The sequence below is a fragment of the Pseudophaeobacter sp. A-200-2 genome (genome assembly GCF_041008815.1).
Taxonomy (GTDB): domain Bacteria; phylum Pseudomonadota; class Alphaproteobacteria; order Rhodobacterales; family Rhodobacteraceae; genus Phycobacter; species Phycobacter gallaeciensis_A.
In genome coordinates, this window is sequence record NZ_JAXGFU010000008.1 from 1 (window position 1) to 14,188 (window position 14,188).

Consider the following 14,188-nt stretch of genomic DNA (forward strand, 5'->3'; position numbering starts at 1 on the left):
TGTTCTTTGATCATTCCGATGATCTGTGCTTCTGTAAAACGGCTCTTTCGCATCTGTTTGCTCCATCAAGAGGTTGAGCAAACTCTACATTAAAGTGCGGGAGATTTCGGGGGGCAGGTCAAGTACGGGGCGGCCTTTGCGGGGCTGGGGCAGAATAATATCATAACCACATCCGCAGCTGCGCCAACGGTGGAGGTGCAGACGCCAGTGAGCCCTTCGGAGTGGGATGGCTCTACCCCGTTCATTGACTGATCAGAAAGCCTTTCCTGCGGCGCGCAGAGGGCAGGCAACGTGGTCATGTCCCCCCGCTTTATGCGCGCCTTTGCTCCGCGTGCATGTCCGGGGGGGCTTGTGGATCAGCGTTTCCAGAACCGTTTTGGTTTCGGCTTCTGGGCCTTGAGGTGTTTCTTCAGCTCGGTAAAGCCACCAATTTTCTCCCCGTCGATAAACACAAGCGGCGTTGTGGTGACGTGGTGCTTATCCTTGAAGACATCTGTTTCCCGGCGGGTGCGCAGCACATGTTCTTCGATATCGAATTTTTCGCGACGCAGCAGGTCAAGGGCTGCCGTGCCGAAGCCACAGGTGTAATTGGGCAAATCCATGCGATATATTACGGCTTTGGGCATAGGGGTATCCTTTCTATTCGCGGCGGGTTTCGAATACCGGCATGGCTTGCGCAAGGTCGGGCGGATCACGTTGGCGTGGGGGAGGTGAGTGCGCCGGCTGGGAGCAGCGTGGGGAGCGCCTGATTGTCAGCCGCGCGTCGGCCAGTCGCGGTGCAGATCGTCGATGATGATGGCGTGCTTGTGAGCCTCATCCCCGTGCTCAAGCAGGTGTGGATGATCCGGCGGCAGATCCGCGTGGCTATGGGTAATCTCCGATGGGGCATGGGCAGGCCAGAGGAAACGGCACAGCAGCAGCCCAGCAAGAGAAAGCGCCGCCAGCAGGATCAGCGCTGTGAGCGTGCCAAAGGCGGTCATCAGCCAGCCAGACAGCGGATAGGTCAAAAGCCAACAAGCATGGGAGAGGGCAAACTGCGCGGCAAAGATGGCCGGGCGGTCCTCGGCATGGGCAGAGCGGCGCAACAGCCGTCCGGAGGGGGTCATGACCGACGAGTAGCCGATGCCGACCAGGCACCAGCTGATCAGCAGCCCACCCCAGCTGAGGCCCGTAATCGCCACCAGGGCCGCCAGCCCCAGCAATGCCGCAACCAGCAGCCCGGCGCCGGACAGCATGACTGGCCGGTCCGGCACCCGGTCCAGCACAGGGGGCAGCAGCAGCGCCGCCAGCATCGAGCCGAAGCCAAAGGCGAACATCGCCCAGGCCACATTGCTTTCGCTCAGGCCCAACTCTCCGCGCACCAGAACCACCGAGTTCACCAGCACCATGGCTCCGGCGGCCGAGACCGCAAGATTGAGCGCCAGAAGACCGCGCAGCCGCGGCGTGGCCAGATAGATCCGGATCCCTCGGGTGGTGCGGTCGTAGATACCGCGCCGCTGGGTGGATTTGGGGCTGGGCAGCAGCACTGAGACGACAAGCAGGGCCGAGCCTATAAAACCGGCGACCGTGCCAAGGAACAGCGTGTCATAGGCCATGACGGCCAGCAGCAGCGCCGCCAGAGTCGGGCTGACGATGTTCTCCAGATCATAGGTCAGCCGCGACAGCGACAGCGCCCTTGTATATCGGTCCTCTTCCGGCAGGATGTCCGGAATCGTGGCCTGGAATGTGGGAGTAAAGGCAGCTGATGCGGATTGCAGCATGAAGATTAGCACATAGACCTGCCAGACCTCGGTGACGAAGGGGAGACACAGGGCCGCTGCCGCCCGCACGAGGTCCAGAGATACCAGCAGGGCGCGGCGGTTCACACGGTCGGCAAAGGCCCCGGCGATGGGTGCAATCCCCACATAGGCGATCATCTTGATCGTGAAGATACTGCCGAGCACCAGCCCCGCGCCGCTGCCTGCCAGATCATAGGCGAGCAGACCCAGCGCAACGGTGGCAAGTCCAGTCCCGATCAGCGCCACGACCTGGGCCAGGAACAGATGGCGATAGGTGCGGTCTGACAGGATGTCGAACATGGGCGTCCTTACGCGGAGCGGGAAATGGCGATGGGCCTGATCCTGCCTGAGCGTCAAAGGGCAGGCAAGAACGACGGGGAAGAGCGTTCGACAAACGGGCTTCTTTTCGGCACGATGCGCCGGACGAACACATAATCGAAGCCGGAAAGAGAGTTCATGAAGCAGCGCAAACTTGGAGCCCAGGGACCAGAGGTCGGATGCATCGGCTATGGCGCGATGTCCTTTTCAGACATGTACGGCCCCACCAATGAGGCCGAAAGCCACGCCATTCTCGACAGCTGCCGGGATCTGGGTGTGACGCTGCTGGACAGCGCCAATATCTACGGCATGGGTAAATCCGAGAACGCCATCGGCAGTTACCTGGGCGCCAATCCCGGGGCGCGTGATGAGTTTATGATCTCGACAAAGGCCACGATCACCCGCGACGGGGAGGGCAACCGGTGTTTTGACAACTCGGCTGAGCATCTTGAGGCAGAGCTGGACAAATCCCTGCAGCGGCTGGGGGTGGACTGCGTCGATCTGTTTTATGCCCACCGCCGCGATCCGCGTTTCACGCCCGAGGAAACGGCGGCGAACCTTGGTCGTCTTGTGGAAAAGGGCAAGACGCGCGCGATTGGCCTGTCTGAGGTGGCGCCGTCGACTCTGCGCCGCGCTATGACGGCCTTTCCGATCACTGCGGTTCAGTCAGAGTATTCCCTGTCGACCCGGTTCCCCGATCTTGGCCTGGTACAGGCCTGCGCCGAACTCGGGGTGGCTTTTGTGGCTTTCTCGCCGGTGGGGCGCTCCTTGCTGACAGACAACCCGATTCCGAAGGCGCGGATCCCGCAACTGCCGTTCCTTGCTGGCAACCCGCGGTTCATGGAGCCGAATCTGAGTGAGAACCTGCGGATCACCGATAAGTTCCGTGCACTTGCGGCGCAGATGGGGACCTCGGCGGCAGCTTTGGCCAACGCTTGGCTGCTGACCCGCGGTGACCACGTGATCCCGATCCCCGGGACTCGCAGCGTCAAACACCTTGAGGAATGCGTCGCGGGCGCGGATCTGACGCTGACGCCTGAGGACTTGGAACGGATCGAGACTGTGCTGCCCGTGGGATGGGCGCATGGCGACCGCTATTCGGATGAGCAGTGGATCGGCCCTGAGCGCTATTGCTGATCCGACAGTTGCTCTGGTTCACGGAGACGGGGCGAATACGGGTCTTTGGTTCGCGAGTGCGTGGAGGGATAGGGAGCTTTCCTCTTGGTTTCAATGCTTTACATCTGGGAATGAATTTTTTTGGCCGAAAGCGGATAAAATGACAAAACACCGCTTGACGATACCCGAGGCCTAGGAATATTACACCCCAACGTTCGGCAGAGATGCTGAACGGGCAGCGAGCGGTTGTAGCTCAGTTGGTTAGAGTACCGGCCTGTCACGCCGGGGGTCGCGGGTTCGAGCCCCGTCAACCGCGCCACTGCTGCCTGCCCGCCTTGGGCAATACCAGGGTCCGCTCCGGATGGGGGAGGCCGAAAGGCAGATGATATGAGATCCATGCGCGGTTGTAGCTCAGCTGGTTAGAGTACCGGCCTGTCACGCCGGGGGTCGCGGGTTCGAGCCCCGTCAACCGCGCCACTCATAAGTCTGGTCCCATGTGACAATGGGAAGTCCCGAAATGGGACCGGTCGGAACGCCTTATATAGGCCATGCGCGGTTGTAGCTCAGCTGGTTAGAGTACCGGCCTGTCACGCCGGGGGTCGCGGGTTCGAGCCCCGTCAACCGCGCCACTTCCTTTTTCCTCGAAAAATCAGGACCAGATGCGCGTGTCATGAAACTGCTGGATTCCATCGACTGGACGACTGCGATCATTGTCGCACTGCTTCTGGGGCTGGCGCCTTTCTTCCCCGAACCGCACCTGTGGGAAAAGCTCAGGATGCTGTTTGCAGGGGAATTGCAGCGCGCCCTCGAGGGGTTCAATCTGCTGATGCACGGCGCCCCCTTGGTGCTGCTGGTGCTCAAGGCCGCAAGAGACCTGCGCGCACGCAAGGGGTAGGCTGCCTGCAGAGCGGGGTATTGGCAGTAAGGGGGGGGCGGCCGCGCTGTGCCTTCTATCATCGGCCAAGGTCGGGAGAGTCTGCACAGGCTCAGTGCCCATGTAGCCGACACCATCGGCGCCAAGAACACCGGATGTCAGAACGCTGGTTGTTCACTAAGAAAGTCCAGGAGCGCTTCCGCGGTTTCCGATGGGTGCTGGTCCACGAAGAAATGCCCGCCCGGAATGGCCGCAGCGCGCATGTTGGCTAGGCGGGGCGCCCAGGTTGCCTCCACATCATATTGTTTCGCCATAGCGCCGGTGGCGCCATAAAGGACCAGCGCGGGGCAGGAGACCTGACAGTTCAGATCAGCGGCATCTAGCGCGAAATCCACATCGATTGCGGCGCGGTAATCGTTGCACATCGCATGGATGCAGGCCGGATCACGCCAGCTCTTGCGGTAGGCCGCCAGCGCCTCGGCCGGGAAATCCTCCAGCGTCGCGCCGCCCCAGCCCAACATGCAGCTTTCAAAATAGTAGTCCGGGTCCGCCCCGATCATCCGCTCGGGAAAGGGCGCGGGCTGCGCCAGAAAGAACCAGTGGTAATAAGCGCGGGCGACCTCTTGGTGCAGATCACCCAGCAGCAGGTGGGTGGGGATGATGTCCATCACTGTCAGGCTGGCCACTGCTTCGGGGCTGTCCAGCGCCATGCGATGCGCCGTGCGTGCGCCACGGTCATGGCCGACGAGGTGAAAGCTCTCATGGCCCAATGAACGCATCAGCGCCACCTGATCGGCGCCCATCTCGCGAAAGCTCATCGCGGTCATGTCGTCTGGCTTGCTGCTGTCGCCATATCCGCGCAGATCGGCAGTCACCACGGTGAACTGTTCGGCAAGGCGTGGTGCCACGGCATCCCACATGGCGCGGGTTTGTGGGAACCCATGCAGCAGTAGAACGGCAGGTCCGCTGCCTTGCTGGGTGTAGGCAATCGTTTGGCCGTTCACCTCGGCGCGGCCTGTTTCGATTTCTGATGCCATCCACCTGACCTCCCTGAGTGGTGTGACTTCCCTGAATGAGGGATGCCCGGCCCACAGGGCCGGGCATGGCGGGGAGCCGCCGCTCCCCTATCTTGGCCCCTTACGACTTGGTCAGTGCCTCCAGAACCCGCGCCCAGGAGCGGATGCCTTTGTGAAAGCTCTTGAGGTCGTATTTCTCGTTCGGCGAATGGATCGCGTCATCTTCATTTGCAAACCCGATCAGCATCGATTCCATGCCGAGGATGGATTTGAAGAAACCCGCGATCGGGATCGATCCGCCCATGCCGCAGAAGACCGCCTCGCGCTCCCATTCGTCGCTCAGCGCGCCGCGGGCGGCGGTGAATTCGGGGCGGGTGATATCCATCACCGAAGCGCGCGATCCTTCCAGATCGTTGTCCCAGACCACCTTGCAGTCGGGCTTCAGGCGGTCTTCGATATGCTTGCGGATCTTCAGGCGCAGCGCGTCGGGGTCCATATCCCCCACCAGACGGCAGGTGATCTTGCAGTGCGCCTCGGACGGGATCACGGTTTTCGATCCGGCGCCGTTGTAGCCGCCCCACAGACCGTTGACTTCCAGCGTCGGGCGCGCCCATTGCTGCTCCAGAATGCTGCGGTCCTTTTCGCCATGGGCCTGGGTGTAACCGGCGTTGCCAAGGTAGTCGTCTGCATCAAAACCGCAGCCTTCCCACTGGCGCATCTGGTCCTCGGGCACCTCTTTCACGCCCTCATAGAAGCCTTCGACGGCGATCTTGCCGGTTTCCTCATCATAGAAGGAGGCAACGATACGGCTGATTTCGCGCAGCGGGTTGAGGCCCGGCCCGCCATAGTGGCCGGAATGCAGGTCGATGCGCGGGCCGACCAGGGTGAATTCATCCTTCAGCATCCCGCGCAGCTGCGAGGCGATGGAGGGCACGCCGCGCGACACCATGGAGGTGTCACAGATCAGCGCGATATCCGCTTTCAGCTCTTCGGCGTGTTCTTTCATGAAGGGCACCAGCGACGGCGAGCCCGATTCCTCTTCGCCTTCGAAGAAGAAGGTGATGCGGCAGGGCAGGGAGCCGTGGATCGCCTGCCAGGCGCGGCAGGCCTCGACAAAGGTCATCAACTGCCCCTTGTCGTCCGAGGCGCCGCGGCCCCGGATGACGGTGCCGTTTTCGGTCTCTTCCAGTTGCGGTTCGAACGGCGGTGTCTTCCACAGGTTCAGCGGATCGACCGGCTGCACGTCATAGTGGCCGTAGAACAGGACATGCGGCGCGTCCTTGTTTTCCTGCCCCACGTGGCCCACCACCATAGGGTGGCCGGGGGTTACGCGTTTTTCGGCGTCGATGCCGATGGATTTGAGATCTGCCACCAGCCAGTCAGCCGCCTTTTCGCATTCTGCCTTGTAGGCCGGGTCGGTCGAGACGGACTGGATCCGCAGAAGGTCCAGCAGCCGGTCCGTTGCTGCGTTCACATCGGCGTCGATCCGGTCCAGCACTTCATTCAATGACATGTCTCACTCCTGCGTTCTGATTATGGTTTGTGATGATTTGTCGCGGACCGTAGCAGCGCCGTCAAAGAGGCGCCAGTGGGGAAGCTGGACGAGGGGATGAACCGCCATAGCCGGCTGACCATGCAGGTATTTACCAAAGTTTCCGATCCTCTATGACCGGCGCCTTTCAGCGCCGCGGGCCACGCAATTGTCAGGAAATAGCCGTCCGCGCCGGGTTGTGGGCTCAGTTGCTTAGGTCTATTTGACCTGCATCAATGTTGCGCAACATGCCTTTTGCGTAAGCAGTTGATCAAAATCGGCGTCTAGGGTAGTTATTCATAAATGTGAATGGGACTGCCTTCGCGCCAGCGCCCTGGGTGCCAGACTTACAGCTATGGAGATGCCGGTGGACTATACCGCGAAACTCGACGCAGCGATTGAAAGCCTTCACGAAGAAGGCCGCTACCGGACCTTCATCGATATCGAACGGAAGAACGGACAGTTCCCGCATGCGGTCTGGACCCGTCCCGATGGCAGCGAAAGCGATATCACCGTCTGGTGCGGTAACGATTACCTTGGCATGGGGCAGCACCCGGTGGTTCTGGCCGCGATGCATGAGGCGATCGATGCAACTGGCGCAGGCTCCGGCGGAACCCGCAACATCTCGGGCACCACTGTCTATCACAAACGCCTTGAGGCCGAACTGGCGGATCTGCACGGCAAGGAGGCATCCTTGCTGTTCACCTCGGCCTATGTGGCCAATGACGCAACGCTTTCGACCCTGCCCAAGCTGTTCCCCGGCCTAATCATCTATTCCGATGCGTTGAACCATGCTTCGATGATCGAAGGCGTGCGCCGCAACGGCGGTGCCAAGCGTATCTTCCGGCACAATGACGTGGCTCATCTGCGCGAACTGCTGGAAGCAGACGATCCGGAGGCGCCCAAGCTGATTGCCTTCGAATCGATTTACTCCATGGATGGCGATTTCGGTCCCATCGAAGAGATCTGTGATCTGGCCGATGAATTTGGCGCGTTGACCTATCTCGACGAAGTGCATGCGGTGGGCATGTACGGCCCACGTGGCGGCGGTGTGGCTGAGCGTGACGGTCTGGCAGACCGTATCGACATCATCAATGGAACCCTGGCCAAGGCATTTGGCGTGATGGGGGGGTATATCGCGGCTTCGGCCAAGATGTGTGACGCCATCCGCTCTTATGCACCCGGCTTTATCTTCACCACCTCGCTGGCCCCGACGGTTGCAGCCGGGGCGGCGGCCTCGGTGGCTTTCCTCAAGACCGCGCCCGAGCTGCGCGAGAAGCACCAAGAACAGGCAAAGATCCTGAAAATGCGCCTCAAGGGGCTGGGCCTGCCGATCATCGATCACGGCAGCCACATCGTGCCGGTCATCGTCGGCGACCCGGTTCACACCAAGAAGTTGAGCGATATGCTGCTGTCGGATTTCGGCATTTACGTTCAGCCGATCAACTTCCCCACCGTCCCCCGCGGCACCGAACGGCTGCGGTTTACCCCGTCGCCGGTGCATGGGCCGCTGGAAATCGACGCTTTGGTCAAGGCAATGGACGGTCTTTGGTCGCATTGTGCGCTGAATCGCGCCGAATTGGCCGGGTAGTGCACAGTTCTGTGTTCAAAACTGTTGAGTGTGTTATCGTTTCATCAACGGATTGGTCAGCTTGAGTCGTTAGGGTGATTCTGCAGACATCAAAATCCGGTTGCGGCAGGTAAAGATGGGACAGCAGGCATGATCGGGCGCCTTACTCAGCGCAAATCAAAAGAGCAGGGTGAGCCATCCGCGCCCAAAAGTTTTGACGACTTTGAGCTGCGGCTTGGCGACATGATGCGCGGCGAGCGCGCAACCATGGGGAAATCCCTGCTGGATGTGCAACGAGAGTTGCGCATCAAGGCGTCTTACATCGCTGCGATTGAAAATTCCGATCCTTCAGTTTTTGACACGCCCGGCTTCATCGCCGGGTATGTGCGCTCTTACGCGCGCTATCTGAACATGGATCCCGAAGAGGCGTTTGAAACCTTCTGCCGCGAAAGCGGCTTTACGGTTGCCCACGGCATGTCCGCCGAGGCCTCGGTGCGTAAGGCAAAGGTTGCACCCGGTGCACAAGCGGCAAATGCCAGTGGGCTGGGCAGCGACCCGTTCACCTCGCCCAACACGCCCTTTGCCCCCTCTGCGGGTGGTCTGTTCAGTCATGTGGAGCCACGCGCCATCGGATCGCTGATGGTGCTGGCGGCGCTGATCACTGGCATCGGCTACGGCGGCTGGAGCATCCTGAAAGAAGTGCAGCAGGTGCAGTTCGCACCGGTCGATCAGACGCCGCTTGTGCTGGCGGATGTGGACCCGCTGGAAGGCGCGCAGCTGAACCTGGCGAATGCGGATACGGATCCTGCGGCAGCGGCGCTGGACCGGCTCTATCGCCCCCAGGCGCTGGATGTTCCGGTTCTCGAAGCCCGGGACGCGCCGATTGCAACGCTTGATCCGCGCACCTTTGGCAACTTTGCCGAACCCGATCTGCCATCCATCCAACTGGCGGAGGCCAGCCTGCCTGCGGACATCGCCGGGCAGAAGCTGACGGTACCGCAGGTCGTCGAAGAGGTGGCGCCGAGCGCGGAAATGCTTGCCGTACGTCCGGCATGGGTCGAGGTGACCGCCGCGGATGGCAGCGTCATCTTCGAAGGGATCATGGAGCCGGGCGACCGGTTCGAGATCCCCCTGACCGAAGTTGCACCGACCCTGAAGACCGGGGAAAGCAGCGGCATCTATTTTGCCGTCAATGGACAGCATTTTGGTCCCGTGGGCCAGCGTGGACGGGTGACCAAGAATGTCGATCTGTCCCCGGATGCGATCTCGGGTCGGTTCGAGGTGGCAGATCTTGAGGATGACCGCAACCGCGCCCTTGCGACTCTGGTGGCGCAGCTGCAGGTCGACAGCGCACAGGACTGATCCTTTTTCCGCTTTTACTGTGTCTGACCGCGCCTGCCATTGCAGACGCGGCCCGCAGCACGTATCTACCGGCTGAGCAGCAGGACCATAGGGGACGGACCGCATGTCGCTGAATCACATTCGACCCTGGCGCCATATCGAGCGCCGCAAGAGCCGCCAGATCCATGTAGGGAACGTGCCGATTGGCGGGGATGCGCCCATCGCGGTGCAGACCATGACCAATACGCTGACCACCGATGTCGCTGCGACCATCGCCCAGGTGCAGGCCGCCGCGGAGGCGGGCGCGGATCTGGTGCGTGTCTCGGTCCCGGATGAGGCTTCGTCCAAGGCGCTGAAGGAAATCGTGCGCGAAAGCCCGGTGCCCATCGTTGCGGATATCCATTTCCACTACAAACGTGGGATTGAGGCAGCCGAGGCAGGCGCCGCCTGTCTGCGCATCAATCCCGGCAATATCGGCGATGAAAAACGCGTCGCCGAAGTGATCAAGGCCGCCCGCGACCACAATTGTTCGATCCGGATTGGCGTCAACGCCGGCTCATTGGAAAAGCACCTGCTCGACAAATACGGTGAGCCTTGCCCCGAAGCGATGGTCGAAAGCGGTCTCGATCATATCCGCATCCTGCAGGATCACGATTTCCACGAGTTCAAGATTTCGGTGAAGGCCTCTGATGTCTTCATGTCGGCAGCCGCTTATCAGCAACTGGCCGAGGCGACGGATGCGCCGATCCACCTTGGGATTACCGAGGCAGGGGGCTTTGTCTCCGGTACCATCAAATCGGCCATCGGTCTGGGGCAGCTTTTGTGGATGGGCATTGGCGATACGCTGCGCGTCAGCCTCTCTGCCGATCCAGTCGAAGAGGTAAAGGTCGGCTTTGAGATCCTGAAATCGCTGGGTTTGCGGCACCGCGGCGTCAATATCATCTCCTGTCCCTCCTGCGCGCGGCAGGGGTTCGACGTGATCAAGACGGTTGAGGCGCTGGAAGAGCGACTGGCCCATATCCACACACCGATGAGCCTGTCTATCATCGGCTGCGTCGTGAACGGGCCGGGTGAGGCGCTGATGACGGATGTCGGTTTTACCGGCGGCGGGGCTGGGGCCGGGATGGTCTATCTCGCGGGCAAAGCCAGCCACAAGATGAGCAACGAAGAGATGGTCGACCATATCGTCGAACAGGTCGAACAAAAGGCTGCAGAAATCAACGCGGCTGAGGCAGCCGCCGCGGAATAGGTAGAGGGCCCGATACCGGGGCTATATGCGGTCTGACAAAAACGGGGCGCCAAGGGCGCCCCGTATTGCGTTTCAGTGCGTTTCTCGGGCTGCGGTCGCAGCGCGGGTCAGCCGCGGTTCTTGCGGTTCTCTGCCACCAGGACTTCCATCTGATCAGTAGGCAGATAGCCGCGCAGCAGTTCTCCGCCCAGAACAAATGTGGGCGTGCCGGAGATCGACAGACGCTGGGCCAGATCGCGGGTCTGGCGCAATTCGCGGGTGACGTCCTCGGAATCCATATGGGCGAGGATGGCGTCGGCATCCAGATCAAGCCCGTCGGCCAGACGGCGCAGGGCAACTTCGCCCGGCTCGCCAGTCATTTCCATCAGGGCTTCGTGCACGGATTTGTAGGCATCGTCGCCAGCCAGCTGTTTGGTGGCAACGGCAAAGCGCGACGACAGCACCGAGGCTTCGCCCAGGATCGGGAATTCCTTCACCACCCAGCGGATGTTGCCATCCTTTGCCAGCAGCTCCGCCACCTCAGGCGCGGCGCGGCGGCAATAACCACAGCGATAGTCCATGAACTCGACCAGGGTGATGTCGCCCTCGGGGTTGCCTCCGACCCAAGAATAGCCGTCGTTTTCCAGTTCCTGCAGGTTGTCGGCAACCAGCGCCTGATCGCGGGTGGCTTCGGCGGCGGCCTGACGCTGCTCCAGCAGGTTCACGGCCTCAAGGATCACCTCGGGGTTCTCCATCAGGTATTCCCGCACCTGGACGCCAAAGGCCTCGCGTTCGGCGGCGCTCATATTCGAAAGGTCCAGCGCCTGCGCGGGGGCGCCAAGCAGCGCAAGAGCAGTGGCAGCGCCTGCTGCTGCACGTGTAACACGGATCATTTTCGTTTCCTTTTCTGTGTTTTCTCATAGGCCACCAGCACGTCCTGCGCCCGGCGCCAGGCTGGCGATCCGGTGGGCAGAAGCGCGGTGGCGCGTTTGGCATGCAGACCGGCATCGTCCAGCCGCCCTTGCAGGGCATAGCGTTCCGCTGTCACCAGCGCGGCTAGTCCGGTCTGTTTCGTCTTGGCATAGGCCTGCGCCATGTCCCGCAGCAGCACCGTGTTGCGAAAATCGATGCCGCGGGATTTTTCCAGCGATTTGAGCGCGGCCCGGGGCTGCCCGGCGGCCAGCTGCGCCCGGCCATAGCTGGCCAGAACCAGCGGGTCCGAGGGGGCAAGCGCAACCGCCTGTCCGTAACTGGAAAGCGCCGCATTCCAGTCGCGGTTTTCCATCAGGATCTGACCTTTGAGATCGTGATAAAACGGATCCTTGGGGCGCAGCGCGATGGCGCCGTTTATGGCGGTCAGCGCCTTCTTGCGATTGTTGAGCCGGTGATAGGCGATCGCCTCCCGCATGAGGCGGACATCCTTGTGGCTCTCGCTACCTGCGCGCCGCAGCGTCCATTTCGGAGAGCGGACGAAGGCAGAAAGCTTGCCGCGCAGCCGGGCGAACCAGTAGTCCGCCTGCGGATCGGTGGCGACGTCCGTGCCGTGGCTGGCGACATAGGCCTGCGCCGCGCGGATGCGGTCGCGGCTGAGTGGATGCGAGCGCATGTAGGGGTCCTGATGCTGGGCGCTCAGCACTTCTTGTCCGGCAAAGGTTTGGTGCAGGTCGACCAGCCCCTGCGGATTGACGCCAGCGCGGCTCAGATACCCCGCCGCCGAGCGGTCGGCCGAAGCCTCTTCGGCGCGGGTGTGTGACAGGAAGCCGCGCAGGGCAGAGCTTTGCGTGCCGATGGCGATCCCGGTCGAAGCCTCGCTGCCTGCGCCCGCAGCGGCGGCTAGAACCGCCAGGGCCATGCCCAGCCCGGCCGCGCTTCCGGCCGAGCGCATGTTCTGCATCCGCCGGGCCAGATGGCCGTTTGCGATATGGGCTGCTTCATGGGCCAAAACGGCCTGCAGCATCTCGGGGCTGTCGGACTTGAGGATCAGGCCGTAATGCACGAAAATCGTGCGGTTATCCAAAACAAAGGCGTTGTAGCTCGACTCGTTGACCACAAGGATCTTGGTGCGCCGCGCATTGAGCCCCGCCGCCTGCAGAACCGGCGCCGCAAGCCGGTTCAGCGCCTGTTCCACATCTGCGTCCCGCAACAGGGTGATCGATGCCGCCTGCACGGCCGTCGCCGCATAGGCCAGCAGGCAAAACACCAGAGCCGGGATTGACGCCAGACGAGAGAAACGGTCAAAAGTCATGCGCGCACCATGGGAGAACATCATGCGAAACTCAACCCGCTCAGAGGTCGATCCGTTTATTGTGATGGATGTCATGGAGGCCGCCCGCAAGGCCGAAGAGGCCGGGCGCCGTATCATTCACATGGAGGTCGGCCAGCCTTCGACCGGGGCGCCGGAGGCGGCGCAGCAAGCGCTGGTCAGGGCGCTGCAAAATGATGCGCTAGGGTATACCGTGGCGCTGGGGATTCCGGCGCTGCGCGAACGTATCGCACGCATGTATGGCGAATGGTATAACGTGGATCTGGATCCTGGGCGCGTGGTGGTGACCTCCGGCTCGTCCGGGGCGTTCCTGCTAGCCTTCACGGCGCTCTTTGACAGCGGTGACAGGGTCGGCATCGGCGCGCCGGGCTATCCGTCCTACCGGCAGATCCTGCATGCACTGGGGCTAACGCCGGTGGATATTGAAACGGCAGCGGAAAACCGCCTTCAGCCGGTGCCAAGCGATCTTTCCGGGCTTGATCTCGCCGGGCTGATGGTGGCCTCTCCGGCGAACCCGACCGGCACGATGCTGAACCGCGATGCCATGGCGGCGCTGATCGGCGCTACGCGAGAGGCTGGCGCAGCCTTCATCTCGGATGAGATTTACCACGGGATCGAATACGAGGCCAAAGCGGTCACCGCTCTGGAGCTGACCAATGATGCCTATGTGATCAACTCCTTCTCCAAGTATTTCTCGATGACTGGCTGGCGCGTTGGTTGGATGGTGGTGCCTGAGGATCATGTGCGGGTGGTGGAACGTCTGGCTCAAAACATGTTCATCTGCGCGCCGCACGCAAGCCAGGTGGCGGCGCTGGCCGCGATGGATTGCGAGGAGGAACTGCAGGCAAACCTGGCGGTCTATGCCCGCAACCGGCAACTGATGCTGGAGGGGCTGCCCAAGGCGGGTTTCAGCAATATCGCACCGCCGGACGGGGCGTTCTACGTCTACGCGGATGTGTCGGAGCTGACGCAGGACAGCCGTGCATTTGCCGCCGAAATTCTGGAAAAGGCCGGGGTTGCGGTGACGCCGGGGCTGGATTTCGATCCGGTCCGGGGTGCCACAACGCTGCGGTTCTCTTATGCGCGCTCCACCGCCGATATCGAAGAAGGGCTGTCGCGTCTGCGCAGTTTCATGGAAAACCGCTAAGGTCCC

Annotated in this window: 12 protein-coding genes and 3 tRNA genes; 9 read left to right on the forward strand and 6 right to left on the reverse strand. The window is 61.7% G+C overall.

The features are described from left to right. Positions 1-356: 356 nt before the first annotated feature. Both SM766_RS12820 and SM766_RS12825 read right to left on the reverse strand, forming a co-directional pair. Positions 357-626: a glutaredoxin family protein gene (locus tag SM766_RS12820; RefSeq protein ID WP_116560280.1), complete on the reverse strand. Its 270-nt coding sequence runs from the start codon at positions 624-626 to the stop codon at positions 357-359. Positions 627-752: 126 nt separating this feature from the next. Next, positions 753-2,078 (reverse strand): MFS transporter, encoded by a 1,326-nt coding sequence (locus SM766_RS12825; protein ID WP_368948025.1) that lies wholly within the window; start codon positions 2,076-2,078, stop codon positions 753-755. A gap of 156 nt (positions 2,079-2,234) precedes the next feature. Between SM766_RS12825 and SM766_RS12830 the strand changes: the two genes are divergently transcribed. From SM766_RS12830 to SM766_RS12850, 5 genes are all read left to right on the forward strand, one after another. Then, positions 2,235-3,233, forward strand: coding sequence for an aldo/keto reductase (locus SM766_RS12830; RefSeq protein ID WP_368948026.1), 999 nt, complete (start codon positions 2,235-2,237; stop codon positions 3,231-3,233). A 221-nt stretch (positions 3,234-3,454) separates the two neighbouring features. After that, a tRNA-Asp gene (locus tag SM766_RS12835) sits at positions 3,455-3,531 on the forward strand. A gap of 81 nt (positions 3,532-3,612) precedes the next feature. Continuing rightward, positions 3,613-3,689, forward strand: a tRNA-Asp gene (locus tag SM766_RS12840). 75 nt (positions 3,690-3,764) lie between these two features. Further along, positions 3,765-3,841 (forward strand) — tRNA-Asp (locus tag SM766_RS12845). A 41-nt stretch (positions 3,842-3,882) separates the two neighbouring features. Further along, complete coding sequence (locus tag SM766_RS12850) at positions 3,883-4,107, forward strand: RND transporter (RefSeq protein WP_368948027.1); 225 nt, start codon at positions 3,883-3,885, stop codon at positions 4,105-4,107. A gap of 137 nt (positions 4,108-4,244) precedes the next feature. Here SM766_RS12850 and SM766_RS12855 read toward each other — a convergent pair whose 3' ends face one another. Together SM766_RS12855 and SM766_RS12860 are read right to left on the reverse strand one after the other, a co-directional pair. Then, complete coding sequence (locus SM766_RS12855; RefSeq protein WP_368948028.1) at positions 4,245-5,123, reverse strand: alpha/beta fold hydrolase; 879 nt, start codon at positions 5,121-5,123, stop codon at positions 4,245-4,247. A gap of 100 nt (positions 5,124-5,223) precedes the next feature. Beyond that, entirely contained in the window at positions 5,224-6,615 is a 1,392-nt protein-coding gene (locus SM766_RS12860) for a M20/M25/M40 family metallo-hydrolase (protein ID WP_274828939.1), read from the reverse strand. A 385-nt stretch (positions 6,616-7,000) separates the two neighbouring features. On the opposite strand from SM766_RS12860, the gene hemA reads away from it, so the two are divergent. From hemA to ispG, 3 genes are all read left to right on the forward strand, one after another. Continuing rightward, positions 7,001-8,224 carry a 5-aminolevulinate synthase gene (gene hemA, locus SM766_RS12865; protein ID WP_274838992.1) on the forward strand — a complete coding sequence of 408 codons (1,224 nt, stop codon included), beginning with the start codon at positions 7,001-7,003 and terminating at the stop codon, positions 8,222-8,224. 129 nt (positions 8,225-8,353) lie between these two features. Beyond that, complete coding sequence (locus SM766_RS12870; protein WP_368948029.1) at positions 8,354-9,565, forward strand: helix-turn-helix domain-containing protein; 1,212 nt, start codon at positions 8,354-8,356, stop codon at positions 9,563-9,565. Positions 9,566-9,668: 103 nt separating this feature from the next. After that, entirely contained in the window at positions 9,669-10,793 is a 1,125-nt protein-coding gene (ispG, locus tag SM766_RS12875) for a flavodoxin-dependent (E)-4-hydroxy-3-methylbut-2-enyl-diphosphate synthase (protein ID WP_065270615.1), read from the forward strand. Positions 10,794-10,900: 107 nt separating this feature from the next. On the opposite strand, the gene SM766_RS12880 is transcribed toward ispG, so the two are convergent. Together SM766_RS12880 and SM766_RS12885 are read right to left on the reverse strand one after the other, a co-directional pair. Then, positions 10,901-11,665, reverse strand: coding sequence for a DsbA family protein (locus SM766_RS12880; RefSeq protein WP_368948030.1), 765 nt, complete (start codon positions 11,663-11,665; stop codon positions 10,901-10,903). Then, entirely contained in the window at positions 11,662-13,041 is a 1,380-nt protein-coding gene (locus tag SM766_RS12885) for a M48 family metalloprotease (protein ID WP_368948177.1), read from the reverse strand. Before SM766_RS12885 ends, SM766_RS12880 begins: the two co-directional genes overlap by 4 nt. Here SM766_RS12885 and SM766_RS12890 point away from each other — a divergent pair. Continuing rightward, positions 13,040-14,182 carry a pyridoxal phosphate-dependent aminotransferase gene (locus SM766_RS12890; protein ID WP_368948031.1) on the forward strand — a complete coding sequence of 381 codons (1,143 nt, stop codon included), beginning with the start codon at positions 13,040-13,042 and terminating at the stop codon, positions 14,180-14,182. The two genes, SM766_RS12885 and SM766_RS12890, sit on opposite strands and share 2 nt — an antisense overlap. Positions 14,183-14,188 lie beyond the last annotated feature (6 nt).